Source organism: Terrabacter sp. RAF57, assembly GCF_052113925.1.
Classification (GTDB): domain Bacteria; phylum Actinomycetota; class Actinomycetes; order Actinomycetales; family Dermatophilaceae; genus Terrabacter.
Window position 1 is genome coordinate 94,585 of sequence record NZ_JBFRDT010000007.1, and the last position, 22,727, is coordinate 117,311.

At 73.4% G+C, this 22,727-nt stretch carries 20 protein-coding genes, 1 pseudogene and 3 riboswitches; of the genes and pseudogenes, 8 read left to right on the forward strand and 13 right to left on the reverse strand.

The window, feature by feature from the left end; genetic code table 11:
- Positions 1-9: 9 nt before the first annotated feature.
- Positions 10-468, forward strand: a complete 459-nt coding sequence (locus AB4Y83_RS10990) for an MOSC domain-containing protein (RefSeq protein WP_442296890.1) — start codon at positions 10-12, stop codon at positions 466-468.
- Here the strand turns inward: AB4Y83_RS10990 and AB4Y83_RS10995 are convergent.
- From AB4Y83_RS10995 to AB4Y83_RS11030, 8 genes are all read right to left on the reverse strand, one after another.
- Positions 434-1,396, reverse strand: coding sequence for a cobalamin biosynthesis protein (locus tag AB4Y83_RS10995; protein WP_442296891.1), 963 nt, complete (start codon positions 1,394-1,396; stop codon positions 434-436). The genes AB4Y83_RS10990 and AB4Y83_RS10995 overlap by 35 nt on opposite strands.
- Positions 1,393-2,403, reverse strand: a complete 1,011-nt coding sequence (gene cobA / locus AB4Y83_RS11000; RefSeq protein WP_442296892.1) for a uroporphyrinogen-III C-methyltransferase — start codon at positions 2,401-2,403, stop codon at positions 1,393-1,395. The genes AB4Y83_RS10995 and cobA overlap by 4 nt, the downstream gene beginning before the upstream one ends.
- Positions 2,393-3,454, reverse strand: coding sequence for an Rv2231c family pyridoxal phosphate-dependent protein CobC (cobC, locus tag AB4Y83_RS11005; protein ID WP_442296893.1), 1,062 nt, complete (start codon positions 3,452-3,454; stop codon positions 2,393-2,395). The genes cobA and cobC overlap by 11 nt, the downstream gene beginning before the upstream one ends.
- Positions 3,451-4,968: a cobyrinate a,c-diamide synthase gene (locus AB4Y83_RS11010; protein ID WP_442296894.1), complete on the reverse strand. Its 1,518-nt coding sequence runs from the start codon at positions 4,966-4,968 to the stop codon at positions 3,451-3,453. The genes cobC and AB4Y83_RS11010 overlap by 4 nt, the downstream gene beginning before the upstream one ends.
- Positions 4,965-5,576: a cob(I)yrinic acid a,c-diamide adenosyltransferase gene (gene cobO / locus AB4Y83_RS11015; protein ID WP_442296895.1), complete on the reverse strand. Its 612-nt coding sequence runs from the start codon at positions 5,574-5,576 to the stop codon at positions 4,965-4,967. Before cobO ends, AB4Y83_RS11010 begins: the two co-directional genes overlap by 4 nt.
- Positions 5,576-7,717, reverse strand: coding sequence for a VWA domain-containing protein (locus tag AB4Y83_RS11020; RefSeq protein ID WP_442296896.1), 2,142 nt, complete (start codon positions 7,715-7,717; stop codon positions 5,576-5,578). The genes cobO and AB4Y83_RS11020 overlap by 1 nt, the downstream gene beginning before the upstream one ends.
- A gap of 57 nt (positions 7,718-7,774) precedes the next feature.
- A riboswitch (cobalamin riboswitch) is annotated at positions 7,775-7,895 on the reverse strand.
- A 30-nt stretch (positions 7,896-7,925) separates the two neighbouring features.
- A complete protein-coding gene (locus tag AB4Y83_RS11025) occupies positions 7,926-8,678 on the reverse strand; it encodes a hypothetical protein (protein ID WP_442296897.1) in 753 nt (250 codons plus the stop codon).
- Positions 8,675-9,184, reverse strand: a complete 510-nt coding sequence (locus AB4Y83_RS11030; RefSeq protein ID WP_442274140.1) for a hypothetical protein — start codon at positions 9,182-9,184, stop codon at positions 8,675-8,677. Before AB4Y83_RS11030 ends, AB4Y83_RS11025 begins: the two co-directional genes overlap by 4 nt.
- 141 nt (positions 9,185-9,325) lie before the next feature.
- On the opposite strand from AB4Y83_RS11030, the gene cbiE reads away from it, so the two are divergent.
- The 5 genes and pseudogenes from cbiE to AB4Y83_RS11055 all read left to right on the forward strand — a co-directional run bounded on the left by cbiE (position 9,326) and on the right by AB4Y83_RS11055 (position 12,949).
- Positions 9,326-10,555, forward strand: a complete 1,230-nt coding sequence (gene cbiE, locus AB4Y83_RS11035; RefSeq protein ID WP_442296898.1) for a precorrin-6y C5,15-methyltransferase (decarboxylating) subunit CbiE — start codon at positions 9,326-9,328, stop codon at positions 10,553-10,555.
- A pseudogene (locus AB4Y83_RS11040) lies at positions 10,552-11,229 on the forward strand (cobalt-precorrin-4/precorrin-4 C(11)-methyltransferase); the annotation flags it as partial. The gene cbiE and the pseudogene AB4Y83_RS11040, both read left to right, overlap by 4 nt.
- A gap of 117 nt (positions 11,230-11,346) precedes the next feature.
- A riboswitch (cobalamin riboswitch) is annotated at positions 11,347-11,533 on the forward strand.
- A 30-nt stretch (positions 11,534-11,563) separates the two neighbouring features.
- The gene (locus AB4Y83_RS11045) at positions 11,564-11,770 is read left to right on the forward strand and encodes a CbtB domain-containing protein (protein ID WP_442274143.1); all 207 of its coding nucleotides are present in this window, start codon (positions 11,564-11,566) and stop codon (positions 11,768-11,770) included.
- A 1-nt stretch (position 11,771) separates the two neighbouring features.
- The gene (locus tag AB4Y83_RS11050; protein WP_442296899.1) at positions 11,772-12,545 is read left to right on the forward strand and encodes a CbtA family protein; all 774 of its coding nucleotides are present in this window, start codon (positions 11,772-11,774) and stop codon (positions 12,543-12,545) included.
- Positions 12,542-12,949 carry a hypothetical protein gene (locus AB4Y83_RS11055; RefSeq protein ID WP_442296900.1) on the forward strand — a complete coding sequence of 136 codons (408 nt, stop codon included), beginning with the start codon at positions 12,542-12,544 and terminating at the stop codon, positions 12,947-12,949. Before AB4Y83_RS11050 ends, AB4Y83_RS11055 begins: the two co-directional genes overlap by 4 nt.
- Before the next feature lie 9 nt (positions 12,950-12,958).
- Here the strand turns inward: AB4Y83_RS11055 and AB4Y83_RS11060 are convergent, their stop codons facing one another.
- Positions 12,959-13,249 carry a DUF1905 domain-containing protein gene (locus tag AB4Y83_RS11060; protein ID WP_442296901.1) on the reverse strand — a complete coding sequence of 97 codons (291 nt, stop codon included), beginning with the start codon at positions 13,247-13,249 and terminating at the stop codon, positions 12,959-12,961.
- A 264-nt stretch (positions 13,250-13,513) separates the two neighbouring features.
- Between AB4Y83_RS11060 and AB4Y83_RS11065 the strand changes: the two genes are divergently transcribed.
- Positions 13,514-14,518, forward strand: coding sequence for a DUF4037 domain-containing protein (locus AB4Y83_RS11065; protein WP_442296936.1), 1,005 nt, complete (start codon positions 13,514-13,516; stop codon positions 14,516-14,518).
- 62 nt (positions 14,519-14,580) lie between these two features.
- Here the strand turns inward: AB4Y83_RS11065 and AB4Y83_RS11070 are convergent, their stop codons facing one another.
- The 4 genes from AB4Y83_RS11070 to AB4Y83_RS11085 are packed head-to-tail and all read right to left on the reverse strand — an operon-like array spanning position 14,581 to position 18,742.
- Positions 14,581-16,110 carry a precorrin-2 C(20)-methyltransferase gene (locus tag AB4Y83_RS11070; protein WP_442296902.1) on the reverse strand — a complete coding sequence of 510 codons (1,530 nt, stop codon included), beginning with the start codon at positions 16,108-16,110 and terminating at the stop codon, positions 14,581-14,583.
- Positions 16,107-16,775, reverse strand: coding sequence for a precorrin-8X methylmutase (locus AB4Y83_RS11075; RefSeq protein WP_442296903.1), 669 nt, complete (start codon positions 16,773-16,775; stop codon positions 16,107-16,109). The genes AB4Y83_RS11070 and AB4Y83_RS11075 overlap by 4 nt, the downstream gene beginning before the upstream one ends.
- Positions 16,766-17,908, reverse strand: a complete 1,143-nt coding sequence (locus AB4Y83_RS11080; protein ID WP_442296904.1) for a precorrin-3B synthase — start codon at positions 17,906-17,908, stop codon at positions 16,766-16,768. Before AB4Y83_RS11080 ends, AB4Y83_RS11075 begins: the two co-directional genes overlap by 10 nt.
- Before the next feature lie 54 nt (positions 17,909-17,962).
- A complete protein-coding gene (locus tag AB4Y83_RS11085) occupies positions 17,963-18,742 on the reverse strand; it encodes a GNAT family N-acetyltransferase (RefSeq protein WP_442296905.1) in 780 nt (259 codons plus the stop codon).
- Positions 18,743-18,778: 36 nt separating this feature from the next.
- Positions 18,779-18,921, forward strand: a riboswitch (cobalamin riboswitch).
- Between the two features lie 43 nt (positions 18,922-18,964).
- Here AB4Y83_RS11085 and cobN point away from each other — a divergent pair.
- On the forward strand, positions 18,965-22,618 hold the full coding sequence (cobN, locus tag AB4Y83_RS11090; protein WP_442296906.1) for a cobaltochelatase subunit CobN: 3,654 nt from the start codon (positions 18,965-18,967) through the stop codon (positions 22,616-22,618).
- Positions 22,619-22,727 lie beyond the last annotated feature (109 nt).

The window sequence follows — 22,727 nt, forward strand, 5'->3', positions numbered from 1 at the left end:
CTTGCCGGCATGCACCTCGACCCACCTGCCGCGCCGCCGATCGTCGTCGGCATCCATGTCGCCAAGGGGCGCCGGCTGCCGACGCGCTCGGTGCCGAGCGTCGAGGCGGAGGCGGGCGCCGGGCTCGTCGGTGACCGCTACCACGGAAGCAAGCACCGGCACGTGACGATCCAGTCGCTCCCCGACCTCGAGGCGGCCGCTGCGGACCTCGGCCGTCCGGTCGACCCGGGCCTGACGCGTCGCAACCTGACGATCTCCGGCGGCGTGATCCCGACGAAGCCGGGCACCCGCATCACCATCGGCGACGTCGAGCTCGAGGTCGTGCGCATCGCGGCGCCCTGCCGCCTCCTCGACGACAACCTCGGACCGGGCGCGGCGCGGGCGCTGCACGCGCGGGCGGGGACGGTCTTCCGGTTGCTGACGTCCGGGGCGATCAGCGTCGGCGACGAGGTCGACCTCGCCCCCTGAGCGCTGCCACGGCCGCGACAGCGACGGCGACGGCGACGGCGAGGGAGYCGGCCCCCACGCGTTGCGCGAGGCGGGCGGCCGGTGCGATGTCGTGGGCGCGCGCCGTCGGGCCGTCCCCGAGCGTGCCGCGGTCCTCGGTCCGGCCGTCGTAGGTGTTGGACCCGCCGAGCCGCACCCCGAGCGCGCCGGCGAAGGCGGCCTCGACGACGCCGCCGTTCGGGCTCGGGTGGGCCGGGGCGTCACGCCGGACGGCCGCCCAGCCGGCGACGGCCCGCTCCCTCGACCCGGCGCTCGCCAGGGCCAGTGCGGCCGCGACCCGGGCCGGGACGCAGTTGACGACGTCGTCGAGCTTCGCTGCGGCCCAGCCGAACTCGTGGTAGCGGTCGTTGCGGTGGCCGACCATCGCGTCGAGCGTGTTGACGGCTCGATAGCCGAGCAGCCCGGGGACGCCGAGCAGACCGCCCCAGAGGAGCGGCGCGACGACCGCGTCGGACGTGTTCTCGGCGAGCGACTCGATGCAGGCGCGGGCGACCTCGTCGGCGTCGAGCCGCGTCGTGTCCCGCCCGACGAGGTGGCGCACCTGCACGCGAGCGGCCTCGAGGTCACCCCGCCGCAGCTGGCCGTCGATCGTGGACGCCTCGCGCGTCAGTGAGCGACCGCCGAGCACGGCCCAGGTCGCCGCGGCGGTCACGAGGGTGTGGGCGACGTCGCTGCGCCGCGTCGACCGCTCGGCCACGACGCCGAGGCCGGCGGTGGCGCCCACGAGCAGCGCGACGTGCGCGACGCCGCGAGCGCGCCGGACGGCATACGTCCGCTGCTCGAGGGCCGTTGCGGCCGAGCCGAACCCGGCCACGGGGTGCCAGCGGCGCGGGTCGCCGAAGGCCTGGTCGAGCGCCCAGCCCAGGACCAGTCCGACGGACCGGCTCATCGGAGGACGTCGAGGGCTGCGACGTCACCGATGACGACGACGGCAGGGGCGCCGAGGCCGTCACGGCGGGCGCGGGCGTCGATGTCGCGCAGGGGTGCCCGGACCGTTCGCATGCTCGGCAGCCCCGCGTCGGCCACGACCGCCGCAGGGGTCTCCGGCGACAGACCCTCGGCGACGAGGGTCTCGGCGACCGCTCCCAGCGTGGCGACACCCATGAGCACGACGATCGTCGTGCGGCTCCGGGCGATGGCCCCCCAGTCGAGGGTGCTGCGCGGGTCGCCCGGCGGCACGTGGGCGCTGACGACGGTGAAGCCCTGCACGAGGCTGCGGTGCGTCACGGGGATGCCGGCGAGGGCCGGTGCGGCGATGCTCGACGAGATCCCCGGGATGACGACGACGGGGATGCCGCGCGCCGCGCAGGCCTCGGCCTCCTCACCACCGCGACCGAAGACGAAGTTGTCGCCGCCCTTGAAGCGCAGGACGTTCCGACCGGCCAGGGCGTGCTCGACGAGGAGGTCGTTGATCCGCTCCTGGGGTGTGAAGTCGCCGCGCGGGATCTTGCCGACGTCGACGACGTGCACGTCGTCGCGGGCGTGCCGCAGCGCGCTGAGCGGCGCGAGCCGGTCATGGACGATGACGTCGGCCTGCCGGACGGCCTCGATGCCGGCGACCGTCAGCAGTCCTGGGTCCCCGAGGCCTCCCCCGAGGAGCGTCACCGTCCCGACCTCTGGGTGACCTTCCGTGACAGCGGTTCCGGGGGTCGGCGCGGGAGACGTCGACAGGTCGCCGCGGAGGACGACGTCGTAGGCCGTCGGGTCGGCCTGCGGGGCGAGCGTGACGAGCCCGCGTTCGGCGAGGTCGCGCAGCGAGGTGGGAAGGTCGTCGAGCGCCGCGGCGACGGTCACGCGGGCCTCGTCGCGCAGGAGCGCATGGACCGTCGCGACCGAGTGCGGTGCGATGCGCGCGACGAGCACGGAGAGGCCGGAGAAGCTCAGCTCAGGCGACATGACGCAGTCTCCTCAGGTCGTCGAGCGCCGCGGCGACGCTGCGTGAGGTCTCGGCGTCACGCACGGCGAGCCGGATCCACGTCGGGCCGAGGCCGGGGAACGTCTCGCCCCGGCGCACGGCGAACCCGAGGCGGGCGAGGTCCTCGCGGACGGACCCGGCGCCGAGTGGGCTCGTGTCCACGAGGACGAAAGGCGCCGCCGACGGGGCCGCGGTGCGCAGCCCGACGGCGGCGAGCTCGCCCACGAGCACCGCGCGGTCGGCGGCGAAGGACACGGCCGCTGCCTCCGCCTCGGCGACGGCGCGCTCGGACAGGCAGGCGACCGTGGCGGCGAGGGCAGGGCTCGAGACGGACCACGGCGGCTGCACGACACGGAGGCCGGCGACGAGCGCGGGGTCGCCGACGACGTAGCCGGCACGCAGGCCGGCCAGGCCCCACGTCTTCGTCAGCGACCGGACGACGATCAGCCCTTCGAGGTCGCGACCGACGACCGACTCGGGCTCGCCCGGCACCGCGTCCATGAAGGCTTCGTCGACGACGACGACGCGCCCGCTCCGGCGCAGCGCCCGCACGCCGCCGGCGGGGTGCAGCACCCCCGTGGGGTTCGTCGGGTTGCCGACGACGACGAGGTCGGCGTCGGCGTGCTCGCCGGACGGGGCGAAGGCTGAGGGGTCGAGGCGCAAGCCGTCCTCGTGCGGGAGCACGCACCGGTCGACCGGTCGACCGGCGGCGACGAGGGCTGCCTCGGGCTCGGTGAACTGCGGGTGCACGACGACGGGGCGGCTGCCGGCGACCGCGCGGGCGACGAGCGTGAACGCCTCGGCCCCTCCCGCGGTCGGCAGCACGCACTCAGGGTCGACGCGGTGCCGTCGCGCGATGGCAGTGACCGCCGCTGACGGGTCCGGGTATCTCCCGAGGTCGTGCAGCGAGTCCGCGATGACGTCGGCGAGCCATGGCGGCGGCGCCGGCAGCCGGACGTTGACCGCGAGGTCGACGAGACCGGGCACGGCGTCACGGTCGCCGTGGTGGTGCAGGTCGACGAGCCCGCTCACGACGCCCTCCGGCGCGAGGCGTCCGTGACGGCATACGCGTGGACGGCCTCGGCGAAGCGGCCAGCGAGCCGGGGGTGACCCGCCCAGTGGGTATGGAGATAGGACGCGTGCAGGGTGGCCCGGCCGGTGCCGGCGGGGTCGAGGGCGAAGCCGTCGGGCGTCCCGTCGAGCAGCCAGGCCGCCGAGCCGGGCCGCTGCTCGCCGCCCACAGTCGTCCGGTGGAACTCGTGGCCCGTCACGCGGGTGCCGGCCACCGAGAGCACCGAGTCGCCCGGGGCGATCGCGGTGCGATAGCCCAAGGTGAGGCGTGGGCCCATCGCGGCCACCGTCGGGATCGCGCCGACCATCTCGTGGCCGTCGACGGACTCGGAGAGGTAGAGCATGCCCGCGCACTCGGCCACGGTCGGCAGGCCGCCGCGGACGGCGTCCAGGATGTCCTCGCGCAGGGCGGAGTTCGCGGACAGGTCCTCGGCGTGGACCTCGGGAAAGCCGCCGCCGAGGTAGAGCCCGGCCGTGCCCGCGGGCAGCGACCGCGCGTGGAGCGGGTCGAAGACGACCGGCTCGAGGCCCGCGGCCCGGAGCAGCTCGTCGGTCTCCGCGTAGCGGAAGGTGAAGGCACGGCCGCCGGCGACGGCCACGACGGGACGCCGCCCGGTCGGGGCCGGCCGGGCTGCCTCGCCGAGGACGGTGACAGCGTCCCACGCCGGGACGTCGAGGTCGGGGGCCGACCGGGCGATCGACAGCACCGCGTCGAGGTCGACGTGCTCGGCCACGCGCTCGGCGAGCAGCCGCACCGACCGGGCGGCCTCCTCGCGCTCGGCGGCGGGCACGAGGCCGAGGTGACGCGACGGCGCCTCGATGCCGGCGTCGCGCGGCAGCACCCCGAGGACCGGGACCCCGGTCGCCTCGAGCGCCGACCAGACCTCGCGGGTGTGCCGGCCCGACGCCGCCTTGTTGAGGACGACCCCGGCGACGCGGACCCCGGGCTCGAAGGTCGCGAGGCCGTGGACGATCGCGGCCGCGGTGCGCGTCATGTGGCTGATGTCGAGGGCGAGGACGACCGGCGTGCGGGTCAGGGTCGCGACGTGCGCGGTCGAGGCGTAGCCGTCGCCGCCGATGCGCCCGTCGAAGAGGCCCATGACGCCCTCGACGACGGCGACGTCGGTCGGTCCGCCGGCGGTCGCGCCGTGCACGAGGAGCGGCGCGACCTGGTCCTGGCCGCAGAGGAAGGGGTCGAGGTTGCGACCGGGTCGGCCCGTGGCGAGCGCGTGGTAGCCGGGGTCGATGAAGTCCGGGCCCACCTTGAACCCCGAGACCCCGAGACCACGGGCGCGCAGCGCGGCCATGAGCCCCGTCGCGACGGTCGTCTTGCCGTGGCCCGAGCCGGGGGCCGCGACGACGAGTCGAGGGAGGGCGGTGGCGCCGGGCACGTCGGGCCCGGCCGGGAGCCGGCCGAGGGCGGTGCCGACCGCCGAGCCGACGGCGGCGTCGACCGCGCTGCTGAAGGCGCTCACCACTCGATCCCTCGCTGGCCCTTCTGGCCCTCGTCGAACGGGTGCTTGACCTTGGTCATCTCGGTCACGAGGTCGGCGAGGTCGAGGACGGCCTGCGGGCAGCGACGCCCGGTGATGACGACGTGCTGGTGGCCCGGGCGGTCGCGCAGGGTCGCGACGACGTCCTCGACGTCGATCCAGCCCCACGCCATCGGGTAGGTGAACTCGTCGAGGACGTAGACGGCGTGCGTCTCGGCAGCGAGCCGGCGCTTGATCTCCGCCCACCCCTCGCGAGCCGCCTCGGCGTGGTCGTCCTCGGTGCCCTCCTTGCGGGTCCAGGACCAGCCGGCGCCCATCTTGTGCCACTCCATCGGACCGCCCTTGCCGGTCTCGCGGTGCAGCTCGGCGAGGGTCTCGACGGCGGTCTGCTCGCCGATGCGCCACTTCGCGCTCTTGACGAACTGGAACACGCCGACCGACCAGCCCTGGTTCCAGCCGCGGAGGGCGAGGCCGAAGGCGGCCGTCGACTTCCCCTTGCCGTCGCCGGTGTTGACGATGAGCAGGGGGCGGTTGCGGCGCTGGCGCGTCGTGAGGCCGTCCTCGGGGACGGTCGTCGGCTGGCCGCGCATCAGGCGGCCCGTCCCGTCGGGCGCGACGTGCGTGCCGCGCCGACGATGGCCGACGCGGCCAGCTCGCCGACGGGCAGGTGCTCGGCGCCGAGGTGCTCGGCGAGCCGGGCCGCCAGCCCCATCCGGAAGCGCCCCGACTCGCAGTCGAGCACGACGCTCTCGACTCCTTCGCCGCGCAGCTGGGTGGCGACGCGCCCGGCGCGGCCCAGGGCATCGGTGCCGCTCGTGGCCCGGCCGTCCGTGACGACGACGAGGAGCGCGCGCCGGTTCGGGTCGCGCAGGCGCTCGACGCGCAACGTGTCGTATGCCGTCCCGAGCCCTTCAGCGAGCGGCGTCCGTCCGCCGTGGGGCAGGTCGCGAAGCCGCCGGGCCGCGATGTCGACCGAGCCGGTCGGCGGCAGGGTGAGCTCGGCGTCGGACCCGCGGAAGGTCACGAGGCCGACCTTGTCGCGCCGCTGGTAGGCGTCGAGGAGCAGCGAGAGCACCGCCGACTTCACGGCCTCCATGCGCTTGCGGGCGGCCATCGACCCGGACGCGTCGACGCAGAGCAGCACGAGGTTGGACTCCCGACCCTGCAGGACCGAGCGGCGCAGGTCGCCGGGCAGGACGCGCAGGCGTCCCGACCGGTCGCCCGTGGCGCCGCGTCCCGCGGCCGCGCGGATCGTCGCGGGCACGTGGACCGGCCCGGTGCGGGCGGTCGTCGAGCCGACGCGGCGTCCGGTGCTCGTCAGGGCGGCCGACCGGCGTCCCGGGTCGCCCTGCCCGATCCCCTTGGCGCGCAGCAGCTTCGCCCGGTAGGGCTCATCGGCGGCGCTCACCGCCGAGGCAGCGGGCACCTCACTCTCACCGCCCTCGCCGCTCTCACCGCCTTCGCCGAGCCCCGGCTCGAGCTCGGCGTGCTGGGGCTCGGGCTGTCGTGGCGACTCCTGCCCGTCGGTCCGTGCCGTCTCCGACGACGAGCTCGGCTGCGCTTCGCGGTCGCGGTCGTGGTTGCGGTCGTGGTCGAGGTCGTGGTCAGCAGGCTCTGGCTCGCCGCCGTCCCCCGGTCCCGGATCCGGCTCGGGGTCCGGATCGTCGTCGCCGAGGAGCTCGTCGAGGAGGTCCTCGTCGATCCCGGGGGAGTCGAACGGGTTGCGGCGCCGGCGGTGCGGCAGCGCCAGCCGGGCTGCCGCCCGGACGTCGGCGACGGTGACCACCGTGCGTCCCGACCAGGCCGCGTGGGCGAGGGCGGCGCGTGCCGTGACGATGTCGGCGCGCAGACCGTCGACCTCGAAGCCGGCGCAGACGACCGCGATCCGGGTCAGCATCTCGTCCGTCAGGGTCACGGCTCCGACCCGTGACCGCGCGTCGGCGATCCGCCCGCGCAGCGCCTCCTGGTCGTCCTCGAACCGGGCCGCGAACGCAGCCGGCGACGCGTCGAAGGCCAGCCGGCGGCGTACGACCTCGGCGCGCAGCGCGGGCTCCCGGGGCGCGGCGACCTCGACGGTCAGCCCGAAGCGGTCGAGCAGCTGCGGGCGTAGCTCGCCCTCCTCGGGGTTCATCGTCCCGACGAGGACGATCCGGGCGGCGTGCGAGACCGAGACGCCGTCGCGCTCGACGGTGTTGCGGCCCATGGCCGCCGCGTCGAGCAGCAGGTCGACGAGGTGGTCGTGGAGGAGGTTGACCTCGTCGACGTAGAGGATGCCGCGGTTCGCGGCCGCAAGCAGGCCGGGCTGGTATGCCGTCTCGCCGCGTCCCAGCGCCCGCTCGAGGTCGAGGGACCCGACGACACGGTCCTCGGTGGCGCCGATCGGCAGCTCGACGAGACCGGCCGCTCGGGTGCCGGCCGCGGCGTCCGGGTCGTGCGGTCCGTCCGGGCATCCGGCGCCGTCGCCCGGTGCGCAGCCGAAGCGGCAGCCGGCGACGACCTGCTGGCGGGGGAGCACAGCGGCGAGGCCGCGCACCATCGTCGACTTCGCCGTGCCCTTCTCGCCGCGCACGAGCACGCCGCCCACCTCCGGCGAGACCGCCGTGAGGACGAGCGCCAGGGCCAGGTCGTCGGAGCCGACGACCGCCGAGAAGGGGAAGGTGCCGGGTGGTGACCCGTGCTGGTCAGGGTCGTTGAGGACGTCGTTCGGGACGTCGTTCGAGCCGTCGCGCATGTGACTGCGAGCCTCCTGCGGGTGCCGCGCCCGCGTCGGTGGACCGGACGCGCCCGGCGGGCGCGACCAGCGACGGGAGATGCCCTGGCTTCCGCCGACCGCGTGGTCGGAGGTTCACAGTGGCGGGACCGCTCCGGATTCGCACCGGATTCCTCTCCCAGTCGCCAGCGGCAGTCTGCCACGTCGCCGGGGTGCGGCGCCCGGCGGCTCAGGCCGACTGCGCCCCGGTGCCGGTCTCGGTGCCCGTCTCGGCGTCGGTCGGCAGGATCGACACGATGGCCCGCCACACGGCGGTCGACGTCGTCGGCACCAAGGCCGGGCCGTGCTCGTCGGCCTCGATCCGGAGCAGTCCGGCGTCGACGTCGACCCACGCGAGTCTGCGCACGACGGTGCGGTCCCGGGCCTGGAAGGCGATGTCGACGACCGACAGCTGCCACAGTCCGGCACGCACGGCCGCGCCGGCGCGGGGCCACGGGGCGAGCAGGTCGGCGAGGGCCTCGCTGCCGGCGGTGCGGGCGGCCACGGAGTTGGAGGCGAGGTCGTCGAGCAGCGACTCGTCGACGACGGCCGACGCCGCGTCGAGACGGGGCCGGGCCTGCAGCCCGGTCAGCTGCGCGATGGTCGTCGGCACGAACTCGGTGCTCAGGGCCGCGAAGTCGTAGGTGCCGTCGGCGAGGTCGGTGAGCATGGCGCTGACGAGGGCCACCCAGGCCTGGTGGAGGCGCACTCCGTCGGGTCCGGTGACGAGCACCTGGAGCGAGCCGAGCGAGGTGGTGACGGCGGCCAGGGCGTTGCGCAGGACGGGGTGCGGGGTTCCGTCGGCGACCACGCCGGCGTCGCTGAGGCGCTCCACGACGTCCTCGCAGGCGCCCTCGGGGTCGGTGGCGTACTCCACGAGGGTGATGAACGCGTCGGCGTCGAGCCGCAGACGGGTGGTCGAGGCGTCGAACGTCACGCTCATGCAGGCACCCGACCGTCGGTCCGCATGACGAGGCTCGCCGCGACGGCGTCGAGGACGGGTGCCAGGTGCGTGAGTCGCAGGGTGCCGACCCGGGCGGTCAGCGTGATGCCCGTGCCGTCGACGACGGTCGTCCACGACTCGGTGGTCACGGACTCATGGGCAGGGGTCGAGTGGGTCGTGAGCCGGCGCAGCCCGACGTGGCCCCCCACGGTGATCTCCTCGTGGTCGAGGAGGAGGTAGCCGTCGAGCTCCTGCGACTCCAGGTGCTGCGTCGTGCGCTGCCACTCGGCGAGCGAGCCCTGCACGTCGGCGAACATGAGGACGACGTTGGTCCGGAAGCGGTCGGAGTCGTCCGGCTCGACGGCGGCGACGACGTCCCCGTCCGGCGAGAGCTCGATCGCGTCCCAGTGCTCTGGCACGGCGAACGACACCCCGCCCCCGCGCGTGCTCATCGTGGTCAGTCGGGCCGTCGGGACCTGCTCCGATCCCTGGTGGACGTCGGTCATCTGGTGTTCCTCCCCTGTCGCCATCTGGCTGCCAGCCGTCCCCCGACGACGTGCGATAAACATCATGAGGCCGAGGTGGGGCGTATCGGGCCGGAACGGTCATAACGAATGCCTCCGGATCGTCGCGCTAGGGTCGCCGCTGTGATCGAGGTGGTCGGCGTGGGTGCATCCGGGCTGGAGTCCCTCGGCCCCGACGGCCGCCGGCTCGTCGACGAGGCCGAGGTCGTCGTCGGCGGTGAGCGTCATCTCGCGATGCTCGGGGTCCGTCCTGGCCGGCGCCTCGTGCCGTGGCCGTCGCCCTTGCTCCCGGGCCTGCGGCGCGTGCTCGACGACGCCGGTGCGGGTCGGGTCGTCGTGCTCGCGAGCGGGGACCCGCTCGTCTCGGGCATCGGGTCGACCCTTGTGCGCGAGCTCGGTGCCGCCGTGGTACGCATCCACCCGGCTGTCTCGTCGGTAGCGCTCGCCCGAGCCCGGATGCATTGGGCTGCAGAGGATTCCGACGTCGTCACCCTCGTGGGCCGAGATGTCGACCGGCTGCGACGTGACCTGGCGCCGCGGGCCCGGCTCGTCGTGCTGACGTCGGGTGACGACGCCCCCGCGCGCATCGCCTCCCTGCTCGTCGAGGAGGGGTATGCCGGCAGCCGGCTCACGGTGCTCGGTGACCTCGGCTCACCGGCGGAGTCGCGCATCGACGGGGTGGCCGCATCGTGGGACGGCCGTCCCGCCCCTCGGCTGAGCCTCGTCTGCGTCGAGTGCGAGCCCCGTCCTGTGCGGAGCGCGAGGTCGCTCGTGCCGGGACTCGACGAGACGGCATACGACCACGACGGGCAGCTGACGAAGCGCGTCGTGCGGGCGGCCGCGCTGGCCCACCTCGCCCCGCAGCCCGGCGACGTCATGTGGGACCTCGGCGCCGGCGCCGGGTCGGTCGGCATCGAGTTCGCACGGCAGCACCCGCGCAACGAGGTCCACTCGGTCGAGCGTGACCCGGAGCGGGCTGAGCGGGTGCGGCGCAACGCCCGTGCGCTCGGGGTGCCCGGGGTGCGGGTCGTCGAGGCGGCGTCGATCGACGCGGTCGCGGAGCTGCCCCGTCCGGACGCCGTCTTCGTGGGGGGCGGAGCCACCGGCCCGCTGCTCGACGCGTGCTGGGCCGCACTCGGGCCGGGGGGACGGCTCGTCGTCCACGGCGTCACGGTCGAGACCGAGGTGCTGCTCCACGAGGTCCGGGCCAGGCTCGGCGGGTCGATGAGCCGGATCGCCGTCGAGGACCTCGACACCATCGGGTCGCTCCACGGCTGGAAGCCTGCACGGTCGATCGTGCAGTGGTCGGCGGAAAAACCTGTGACACAGACGGATTCGGAGACTGACGCATGACGGTCCACTTCATCGGTGCCGGCCCTGGTGCCGCCGACCTGCTGACGCTCCGCGCGGTGCGGCTCCTCGGGGAGGCGCAGGTGTGTCTCTATGCCGGCACCTACATCGGGTCGGAGGTGCTCGCGCACTGCCCCGAGGGAGCCGAGGTCGTGGACACCCAGCACCTCGACCTCGACGCCATCACCGAGCACTGCGTCCGCGCCCACGCGGCCGGTCACGACGTGGCGCGGCTGTGCTCCGGGGACCCGTCGCTCTACTCCGCCGTCGCCGAGCAGACCCGGCGGCTCGACCGCGCGGGAGTGCCGTGGGACGTGACGCCCGGCGTTCCCGCGTATGCCGCTGCTGCTGCCCTCATCGGCCGCGAGCTGACGGTCCCCGAGGTCGCGCAGTCCGTGGTGCTGACCCGGGCCCACCGCGACTCGACGCAGATGCCCGAGACGGAGTCGCTCGCCCACTTCGCGCGGTCCCGGGCCACGCTCGTGCTGCACCTCGCGATCCGCCGCACCCGCGAGCTCATGGCGTCGCTCGTCGGCGACTACGGCGACGACTGCCCCGTGGTCGTCGTCGCCAACGCCGAGCAGCCCGACCAGCTCGTGCTGCGCGGGACCCTGACCGACATCGCCGACCAGGTCGAGGCCGCCGGTCTGCGTCAGGCCGCGGTCATCCTCGTCGGACGCGCGCTCGCCGCGCGCGACGCCGACGACTTCGTCGAGTCGCACCTCTACGGCACGCGGATCACCCGAAACACGCCGGGCGCCTGGGGTCCCCGTGGCGTGTCCGGACGGGCTGTGTCAGGATGCGAGTGCCGCAGTGCACGGGAAGTCGGTGTGATTCCGACGTGGTCCTCGCCACTGTGACCAGGGAGCAAGTCCCCACCATTCGCCACTGGTGACCTCAGGTTGACGCCGGGTCGCTGGGAAGGCTGGGGAGGCGTGACGATCTGGAAGCCAGGAGACCGGCTGCGGCGCGATCTGTCCACGAGGCATGGAACGAAAGGGTCAATCTGCCATGACCACTGCTGCATCGGCGTCTGCCGTCTCCCCGTCCACCAGCGTCCGCGTCCCCGTCTGGGCGTGGGTCCTGCTGGCGTTCGCCGTCTTCGCGCTCTACTTCGTCTCGCAGGAGAACGGCGCCCTGCTCAGCGCTCCCGCTGCGCAGATGCTCCACGAGCTGACGCACGACGCGCGTCACGCCCTCGGCGTCCCCTGCCACTGAGGTGGGCCTGAGCTTCGGCTCCGTGCTGCGGCGCGGGGTCCTTGCCGGCGTGTCCGCAGGTCTCGCGGCCGCCGTCGTGATCTGGCTCGTCGTCGAGCCGGTCATCCGTCGGGCCCTCGCCATCGAGGACATGCGCTCGATGCACGGCGGCCAGTCGGCACGCGCCGGTCTGCCCACCCACGGTGGCGACGAGCCGCTCGTGTCGCGGGCCGCCCAGGTCGTCGGTGGCGCCCTCACGGCGGTCCTCGTCGGGGTCGCCGTCGGGGTCGTCTTCGCCGTCGTCTTCGCCAGGATGCGTGAGCGGCTCCCCGGTCGGGGCGACTTCGGCCGCTCGATGGTGCTCGCCACCATCGGCTTCGCAGCCGTGAGTCTCCTTCCGGCACTGAAGATCCCGTCGAACCCGCCGGCAGTCGGCGATCCGGAGACAGTCGGGCAGCGCACGATGGTGTACGCCGTCGTCCTCCTCCTCGGGGTCGCGATCGCCCTGCTCGTGCCGGTGCTCGACCAGCGCCTCGCGGCGCGGGGGACGGTGCCGTCCACGCGGTGGGCCATCGACGTCGTCGCGACCGTGGTGCTCGTCGTGCTCGTGCTGGTGCTCGTGCCGGGCTCGCCCGATGCAGTGCCAGCCGACGTGCCGGCGGCGCTGCTCTGGGACTTCCGGCTCGCGTCCCTGGCACAGCTCGCCACGATGTGGCTCACGCTGGGTCTCGTCTTCGGCCTGCTCCTCGAACGGCTCGCAGCGCCCAAGCGGGCTTTCGAGCCCGTGACGGCGTGACGGCATACGAGAACGCCTCTGCTGACAACGATTCCGCGCGCACGTGCATCGTCCGCGTGTGCCGTGACTGCTGTTGCGGCACGGAACGCAAGCACCCCGGGGTCGACCACGACGGGCTCCTGGCCCGTCTCGAGGTCGGCACCCGGGGGAGCGCCCGTGTGCTGCGGAGCGCGTGCCTGCTCGCCTGCGACGAGTCGAACGTCGTCGTCGTGACCCCGTCGGTGGCCGGTCGCCTGGCCGGCGGTCGGCCCGTGTGGGTGCGCGCCGTGCTCGACGACGAGACGGTCGACGCGGTCACCGGGTGGGTCGCGCTCGGCGGCCCGGGTGTTGCGGACGTGCCGGCGCCGCTCGCGCAGCAGGTGTTCGCCCCGAGCGGGCTGTCGCTGACGTGGACGGCGGTCTGAGGCGCCGCGTCAGGAGTCGGCGCGGACGTCCAGCCCCACCTCGACTGTGTCGCCCTCCTCGACGTCTTCGGCGCGACGGACGGCGACCTTGAGGGGGACGACGTAGCCGCCGTCCTTGGACCACAGCGACGTCGTCCATCGGGTGCGCCCGATGCGGGCGGTGACCGGGATCATGCCCCAGCCGTAGCTGACGTGGGCGACGTCGTGGAGCGCCTGCGACTCGTCCTCGGGCACGGTGACGAAGTAGTAGGGCGACGGACCTCGCCACTCCCAGACCTCGGCGCTGAACTCCAGCTCCATGCCCACAGGATGGCACCGATGTCGGTCCGGTCGACGTGGTCTGCGACGGCCTGCGGTCGCTAGCATCGTGACCGAGATGGACATTCCTCAGCAGGTCGAGGCCTACCTCGCCGGTCAACCCGAGCCCAAGCAGACCGAGCTCCGATCCGCGACGGCATGACCGGCGACCAGAGCTGCGGACCGTTGTCCACGGAGCAGAGATAGCGGCGTGGTCGACCAAGCCGTCGGGTCAACACTGTCCACGGAGGAGGTGGGGGCGTGTCGATGTTCGTTCCCGGGGCGGAGCTGAGCCGGCGGTTCCACGACGAGGCCGTGCAGCCCGTCTTGAGTGCCACCTTTCCCGGCGTGCCGCACTCTGCTGCGCTGCTCGGCCGCGGGTCGGAGGTGCTCGGCTTCGATGATGAGATGTCGACGGACCACGACTGGAAGCCGCGTGCTCTGATCTTCCTTGCCGAGGAGGACGAGCGGCGCCTCGGTGCCGAGGTGCGAGCGGCGCTGCAGCGCGACCTGCCGGCGACCTTCGCCGGTCGTCCGACCGGCCATGCGGTCCACACCGTGCGCGGCTATCTCCGGCAACAGCTGGAGCTGGACATCGACCACGACATCGAGCCGCGCGACTGGCTGACCCTGCCGGAGCACGGGTTACGTGCGTTCACCTCGGGCGTCGTCTTCCACGACGAGGTGGACCTGCAGACGGCCCGCGACCGTCTGGCCTACTACCCCCATGACGTCTGGCTCTACCTGCTGATCGCCGGGTGGTGGCGCGTCCACCCGGAGATGAACCTGGTGGGCAGAGCGGGAGCTGCGGGCGACGAGCTGGGCTCCTCGCTGATCGGGTCGCGCCTCGTCGGCGACCTGATGCGGCTCGCGTTCCTGATGGAACGGCAGTACGCGCCGTACTCGAAGTGGTTCGGGACGGCCTTCTCACGTCTGGCGTGTGGCCCAGAGCTGACTCCGGTCCTGTGGAACGTAGGCCGCGCGGCAACGTGGCCGGACCGCGAAGCGGCCCTCATGACGGCGTACGAGCGTCTGACCGCGATGCACAACGCGCTCGGTCTGACGGCTCCGGTCACGACGGAGGTCGTGCAGATGTGGGACCGACCCTTCAAGGTCGCGTGGGCCGGCATCCCGGACCTGCTCCTGCCTCTGATCCAGGACCCAGCGGTCGTGAGCATTGCGCAGAGATGGCCGGTCGGACCCGTGGACCAGTTCCGCGAGCTGATCTGGGCACCGCAGAATCGACACCTGCTCCTGCGACTCTTCGACTAGGGGAGCCGACAGAGTGTTCGCACGCGTCTCCGGGCCCTGGCCAGAGTGGTCGCCCGCGAGCGTCAGTGGACGTAGCGGGGCGTCCACACCTGGCCGACGCCGGTGACGCGGGTGCCGGACGCGCAGACGATGACGAGGCACTTCATGTCGATCGTCGCCGGGTCGAGGTCGGCGAGGGTCGTCACCGTGAGGGACTCCTCGGCTCGCCCGACGTCGCGACCCACGACGACGACGGTGGCTGGGTCGCGTTCCTCGAGGAGGACCTCGCGCGCGCGGGCCACCTGCTCGGTCCGGCTGCGTGAGGCGGGGTTGTAGAGAGCGACGACGAGGTCGGCCGACGCGGCGGCCCGCAGGCGCCTCTCGATGACGTGCCACGGCTTGAGCCGGTCGGAGAGCGACATGATGGCGAAGTCGCCGCCCAGCGGTGCGCCGGCGCGAGCCGCCACGGCCTGGGCCGCCGTGACTCCGGGTAGCACGCGCACGGGCACGTCGGTGTAGCCGTGCGTCTCGGCCGCCTCGAAGACCGCCGACGCCATGCCGAAGACTCCGGCGTCGCCACCGGAGACGACCGCGACCCGCTCCCCCTTGCGGGCCAGCTCGAGGGCGTCCCGGGCGCGGTCCACCTCGACCGTGTTGCCGGAGGCGTGAGGGGTGAGGCCCTCGCGCTGCGGGACCCGGTTGACGTAGGGCGCGTAGCCGACGACGTGACCGACCTCGGCGAGCGCGACCGACGCCTCCGGGGTGAGCCAGCGGTCGGGTCCGGGGCCGAGGCCGATGACGACGACCTCGCCCTGGACGTCGTCCACCGGGCCTTCTTGCGGGACAGCCGGATCGCTGGTGCCTGAGGATGCCGCACGCCCCGCCGCGTCGGCCCGCAGGTCGCGACCGGGGACGACGACCATCGACATGTACGGCACGGTCGAGGCGTCGACCTCGGCGGCGGGGAGCACCCGTTCGGCATCGGAGCTGGCCCGCTCGACGTAGCGCGCCTCGTCGAGCCGTCCGGCCTGGCGCAGGGCCTCGCGGACGTTCTCGAAGGTGCGGCCGAGCTTCATCACGACGGCAGCCTCGGTGTCGGCGAGCCGGCGCGCGAGCTCCGGCACCGGCAGCGTCCCGGGCAGGATCGTCAGCACGTCCTCGTGCCGGCAGAGGCCGGTGGCGACGGCGGCCGCCGACCCGCTGACCGACGTGACACCCGGGACGACCGCGGTGTCGTAGCGGTCGGCGAGACGGTCGTGGAGGTACATGTAGGTGCCGTAGAAGAGCGGGTCCCCCTCGGCGATGACGACGACGTTGCGGCCCGAGTCCAGATGTGCGGCAAGGCGATCGGCCGATTCGTCGTAGAAGTCGGCCATGCGGCCGTGGTAGCCGAGGGGGTGGTCCGTCGCGCCGGTGGTGACAGGGTAGACGAGCAGCTCCTCGACGACTCCCTCACGGAAGTAGGAGGCGGCGATGCGTCGGGCGATCGAGTCGCCCCGCGGCCCGCTGTGGAAGGCGACGACGTCGGCCTCACCGATGAGCCGCGCGGCCTTGACCGTGACGAGCTCGGGGTCACCTGGCCCGACGCCGACGCCGCGGAGCCAGCCGGTCACAGCTCCTCCTCGCGGGCCAGGGCGTTGACGGCAGCGGCCGCGAGGGCTGAGCCACCGCGCCGACCGTGCACGACGAGCCACGGGATGTCGAACGGGTTGTCGGCCAGGGCGACCTTCGACTCCGCGGAGCCGATGAAGCCGACGGGGATGCCGATGATGGCGGCCGGCCGCGGGCCCCCGTCGGCGATGGTCTCGAGGAGGTGGAAGAGCGCCGTGGGCGCGTTGCCGATGGCGACCACGGCGCCGTCGACCCGGTCGCCCCAGAGCGAGACGGCGGCCGCGGATCGCGTCGTGCCCCAGGCCTGGGCGAGAGCCGGAACCCGCTCATCGCGCAGCGTGCAGACGACCTCGTTGTCGCGGGGCAGCCGGGCCCGGGTGATGCCGGAGGCGATCATGTGCGCATCGGTGAGGATGGGCGCACCGGACCGCAACGCGGTCCGCGCGGCCGTGACGAGCCGGGGGTGCACGGCGATGTGCTCGGTGAGGTCGACGTCGCCGCTCGCGTGCACCATGCGGACGGCCACGACTCGGGCGTCCTCGGGAAGGTGGTCGAGCCGGGCCTCCGTCCGGATCGTCGCGAACGACCGGCGATAGATCTCCGCCCCGTCCGTGACGTAGTCGTAGCGGCGCGTCGGCGCCTGCCGTGTCTCGGCGGTCACGTCCATGAGGACTCCTGCTCGGCGATGGTGGACAAGGCTTCCTCGGTTGACCGTGGGGCCAGCACGTCGACGTATGCCGTCGCGGGCGTTCCGCACCGACGCTCGCACCCGCTGACGTGCACGGGGAGGTGGCCTCCCGACAGGACCGGGGCGAGGTCGCGGGCCAGGGCTCGGGTGTCGAGAGCGGACCGCGCGCAGCCCGGGAGGCCGGTGCAGGCGTGCAGCCGGGTCCAGGGTGAGCCGGCGTGGGTCACCAGGCCCGCTGCCTCGAGCTCGGACAGTGCTGCGGCGGCGTTCTCGATGACGAGCGAGCGCCACGGCGTCACGAGCACGCGGTCCGTGACCCCGGCGAGCGCGGCAACGTGGTCGCGTCGGAGCAGGCCGAGCGGCACGGCCACGACAGCGTGGTCGCCGACGGAGCCGAGCGGGCGCTCCGGCCGACGTGGCAGGTCGAGCTCGGCCGTCGGCTCGGGTCCGAGCGGCACCCCGAGCTCGCTGACGTGCCAGACGGATTCGTCGCCGCCGGCCGCTTGCACGAACTCACGGGCGAGGGCGATGAGCCGAGGCACGGCGGCCACCAGTGGTACGTCCCAGCCGCGGTCGATGCCACCAGCCAGCACGACGCAGCGACCGGGACCGGTCGCGAACACGCCGAGGTCGAAGGACTCGCTTACGACGTCGCCACGCCCGTCGTCGAGGACGAGGAGGAAGCGGCCGCCGAGGCGGGAGAGGTCGGGATCGGTGCGGAGCGCGGCGTCGAGCGCGCGGGTCACGGGACGCAGGTCACAGTGCCCGGTGCCGTCGAGGCCGGAGAGCGGCGAGGCGACGATGTTGCGGACGAGCTCGTGGGGCGCCGATGGGACGAGTCCCGTCGCCCGGATCGCATCACGGATCCGCGGCGTCAGCGGGTCGGGGAGCCCGCGCAGCTGCAGGGCGCCACGAGACGTCAGTTGGATCGCCGGATCCGCCTGTCCGGCAATGACATCCATGAGAGCGGACAGGGCCTCGATGCGCACCGGCTGGCCGGCAGGACGGAGCCGCACGATCGAGCCGTCGACCGCGACGAAGGGTCGGCTGACACCGGGACAGGCATCGCCTGCCCGGCGCTCTCGGCTCGACGGGGCGGTCACGCGGCACATGCTAGGCCCGAGCCCGGCGAGGTCAAGACGGCTGTCTCGGGCACCGGCCCGATGTCAGGGGCTCGGCACCCACATGTACTGGGGGGTCTGGCACACCTCGACGAAGCCGAGTCGCTCGTACGTGGGCCGACCCATCTCGGACGCCATGAGGACGGCTTCGGTGCATCCGCGGCGTTGCGCGAGGTTCATCAGGGTGGCGGTGACGGCATACCCCAGGCCTTGTCGCCTGGCCGACTCGACCGTGACGATGTTGTAGACCCCCGCCGTCCGCCCGGTGACGAAGACCGACCCGGTGCTCACGGCCTCCCCATCGACCCGGGCGACGACGTGGAAGAGGACGTCCGGGCCGAAGTCGGCCAGGGCCAGTCGCAGCGGTTCGACGACGAAGTCGGGGAAGCCGAAACCGGAGGCCATCACGGCCACGAGCTCCTCGGTCACCGGGCTGAGCGAGATGTCGACATCCGCCCGCAGGCGTGTGTCGACCGGTCCGGTGAGCCGGACGTGCATGCCCGGCTCGGGGCGCGGGTCGATGCCCCGGTCGCGCAGCACGGCGTCCATCTCGGTTGTCATCGTCGACGGGGTCGCCCACCACAGGAAGGGCAGCCCTCGGGCCACGTAACCGTCGACGAGCTCGGCGGTGCGCCGCGCCTCCGAACCCGCAGCGAACCGTGCTCCGCAGATCGCGTTGAAGAGCGGGAACGCGAGATCGCGGGTGAACGCGACGACATCGTCGTCCGGGAGGGCCTTGACGTGCTCGGTGCCGGCCAGGAGCCGGAACTGGGCGATGAGGTTCTCCTCCACTGCGGTGACTCGTGGATCGCCGTGAGCGCTCACGGTCGCACCGTAGCCGGGGCGCGATGCGGTCCGCAGGGAAATGCGCGTCGCCCACGGGCTATGGTGGGGCCAGCGTCGTCGATCCAGGAACCCGGTGAGAATCCGGGACGGTCCCGCCACTGTGAGTCGCCACCCGTGAGGGAGGCGGTGAGTCAGGAACTGCCGGCAGCGCTTCTCTTTCCTTTCGACCGCGGGGCGTGGACACCCCGCCGAGGAGTTCCAGTGACGCGCATCGCGCTGCTCTCGACGTCTGACACCGACCTGCTGTGTGCCCGCGGGAGCGGTGCCGACTACCTGGTCGCCAACCCTTCGCGTGCCGGTCACACGTCCATGGCCGAGGCCATCGAGGCTGCCGACATCGTCGTGGCCCGCATCCTCGGCGGTCCCCAGGACCTCTGCGAGGGCTTCCGCCGGATCCGGAGCACGGACACGCCGATGGTCGTGCTCGGCGGCGAGCAGACCCCGCACGCCGCCCTCATGGAGCTCTCGACGGTCGCGCCTCGCGTCGTCGCCGAGGCGCACCGCTACCTCGCCGAGGGCGGCGCGGCCAACCTCCGGGAGCTGCACGCCTTCCTCGGCGACACACTCCTCATGACGGGGGAGGGTTTCGAGCCACCCGTCACCCTGCCGACGTGGGGCGTCCTCGACCGCCCGGAGCCCCAGCCTGCGGCCGGCGGCCACCCCCGTCCTCGAGTCGGGATCCTCTTCTACCGCGCTCAGTTCGCCGCCGAGAACACCTCCTACGTCCACGCCCTCGCCGACGCCGTCGACGCGGCCGGCGGTGTCGGTGTGCCGGTCCACGTCTCGTCGCTGCGCGACGCCCCCGCCGACCTTCTCGAGCACCTGACGGCATACGACGTCCTCGTGACGACGGTGCTCGCAGCGGGCGGCACGAAGCCGGGCACGGCGAGCGCCGGCGAGGACGACGAGGCGTGGGACGTGCAGGCACTGGCTGCCCTCGACGTCCCGATCATCCAGGGCCTCTGCCTGACGTGGAGCCGCGACCAGTGGGACGCGAGCGACGACGGGATGAGCCCGCTCGACGTCGCGACGCAGGTCGCCGTGCCCGAGTTCGACGGCCGCATCATCGGAGGGGTCTTCTCCTTCAAGGAGACCGACGCCGACGGCCTGCCGCACTACGTGCCCGACCCCGAGCGCTGCGCGCGTCTCGCCACGCTCGCCGTCAACCACGCCCGCCTGGGCCACACCCCGCCGGCCGAGCGGCGGATCGCGGTCGTCCTGTCGGCCTACCCGTCCAAGCACTCGCGCATCGGCAACGCCGTCGGTCTCGACACGCCGGTCTCGATCATCCGGCTGCTGCGGGCGATGCGCGACGCCGGCTACGACCTCGGCGAGCCGGGCGAGATCCCCGGCACCGGGCCGCTCGAGCCGGTCGACGGCGAGTCGCCCGACACGACCGCGGGCAACGCGCTCATCCACGCCCTCATCGAGGCCGGGGGCCAGGACGAGGACTGGCTGACGCAGGAGCAGCTGAGCGGCCAGCCGGTGCGGATCCCGGCTGCCCGCTACCGCGAGCACTTCGACGCCCTCCCGTCGGGGCTGCGCGACGCCGTCACGAGGCACTGGGGCGACGCGCCCGGCCAGGTCTTCGTCGACCGCCACGCGGACCCCGAGGGCGAGCTCGTCGCGGCGAGCATCCGGGCCGGCAACGTCGTCGTCCTCGTCCAGCCGCCGCGTGGCTTCGGCGAGAACCCCATCGCGATCTACCACGACCCAGACCTCCCGCCGACGCACCACTACCTCGCCGTCTACGACTGGCTCGCAAGGGAGTTCGGCGCCCACGCCGTCGTCCACATGGGCAAGCACGGCAACCTCGAGTGGCTGCCCGGCAAGAACCTCGCGCTCTCCGCGGCGTGCGGGCCCGACGCGACGATCGGCTCGATCCCGCTCGTCTACCCCTTCCTCGTCAACGACCCCGGAGAGGGCAGCCAGGCCAAGCGTCGCGCCCACGCGACGATCGTCGACCACCTCGTGCCCCCGATGGCCCGCGCCGAGTCCTACGGCGACATCGCCCGACTCGAGCAGCTGCTCGACGAGTACGGCAACGTCTCCGTCATGGACCCGGCCAAGGCGCCGGCCCTGCGCGCCGAGATCTGGACGCTCATCCAGTCCGCTCAGATGCACCACGACCTGGGACTCGAGGACCGGCCCGACGACGATGCCTTCGACGAGTTCGTCATGCACGTCGACGGCTGGCTCTGCGAGGTCAAGGACGTCCAGATCAGGGACGGACTCCATGTTCTTGGCGAGGCCCCCACGGGGGAGGGCCTCGCCAACCTCGTGCTCGCGATCCTGCGGGCCAACCAGGTCTTCGCCGGTGCCGTGGGCGCCGTGCCGGGACTTCGGACGGCGCTCGGGGTGAGTGAGGGGCACTCCGAGCGCTCGTCCGTCGACGACGCCGAGGAGCAGGCGAGCGCACTCGTCGTCGCTCTCGCCGAGGCCGACTGGGACGAGGCCGCAGTGCCCGGCATCGTGCGCGACCGGCTGGGCGCCGACCCGCAGGTCGACACCGATGGCGTATGCCGTTCGCTGGCCTTCGCGTGCCGCGAGGTCGTCCCGCGGTTGCGGGCGACGACGGGCGAGATCGACGCGGTGCTCCATGCGCTCGACGGCGGCTACGTCCCGGCCGGGCCGTCGGGGTCGCCTCTGCGCGGCCTCGTCAACGTGCTGCCGACCGGCCGCAACTTCTACTCCGTCGACCCGAAGGCGATCCCGAGCCGACTCGCCTGGGAGACCGGGCAGCGCCTCGCCGACGACCTGCTCGCCCGGCACCGGGCCGACACCGGCGAGTGGCCCCGGTCGGTCGGTCTCTCGGTGTGGGGCACGTCGGCGATGCGCACGTCGGGCGACGACATCGCCGAGGTGCTGGCGCTCCTCGGCGTGCGCCCCCGCTGGGACGAGATGTCGCGCCGGGTCGTCGGGCTCGACGCCACCCCGCTCGCCGAGCTCGGCCGGCCGCGCATCGACGTCACGGTCCGCATCTCCGGCTTCTTCCGCGACGCCTTCCCGCACGTCATCGCCATGCTCGACGACGCCGTGCAGCTCGTGGCCGACCTCGACGAGTCCCCCGACGACAACTACCTCCGGGCCCACGTCGCCGGCGACCTCGCCGAGCACGGTGACGCCCGCCGCGCCACGACCCGGATCTTCGGCAGCAAGCCCGGCTCCTACGGCGCCGGCATCCTCCCGCTCATCGAGTCGGGCAACTGGCGCTCGGACGGCGACCTCGCGGAGGTCTACGCGACGTGGGGCGGCTTCGCGTACGGGCGCGAGCTGGACGGCATACCTGCTCGGGCCGACCTGGAGCGCACCTACGCGCGGATGGACGTCGCCGCCAAGAACATCGACACGCGCGAGCACGACATCGCCGACAGCGACGACTACTTCCAGTACCACGGCGGCATGGTCGCGACGGTCCGCGCGCTCACCGGTCGCGAGCCCAAGGCGTACGTCGGCGACTCCACGACGCCGGACGCGGTGCGCACGCGCAGCCTCACGGAGGAGACGGCGCGCGTCTTCCGGGCGCGCGTCGTCAACCCGCGCTGGATCGCGGCGATGCGGCGGCACGGCTACAAGGGCGCCTTCGAGCTCGCGGCGACCGTCGACTACCTCTACGGCTTCGACGCGACGGCCGGGGTCGTGACGGACTGGATGTACGAGCAGCTCGCCCAGACCTACGTGCTCGACAAGGAGAACCGCGACTTCCTCCAGCACGCCAACCCGTGGGCGCTACACGGCATGATCGAGCGGCTCCACGAGGCCGTCGACCGCGGCCTCTGGGAGGAGCCGGACCCCCAGCTGATGGCGGACCTCCAGCAGGTCTACCTCGACGTCGAGGGCGACCTCGAGGACTGACGCCATGTGCCACGAGGTCCGGTCGGTCCTCGTCCCGAGCGAGATCGTGCGCCTCACCGCGCAGGTGGTGTGAGTGGGCGACAACAGCCGCGCGATCACCCGCATGATC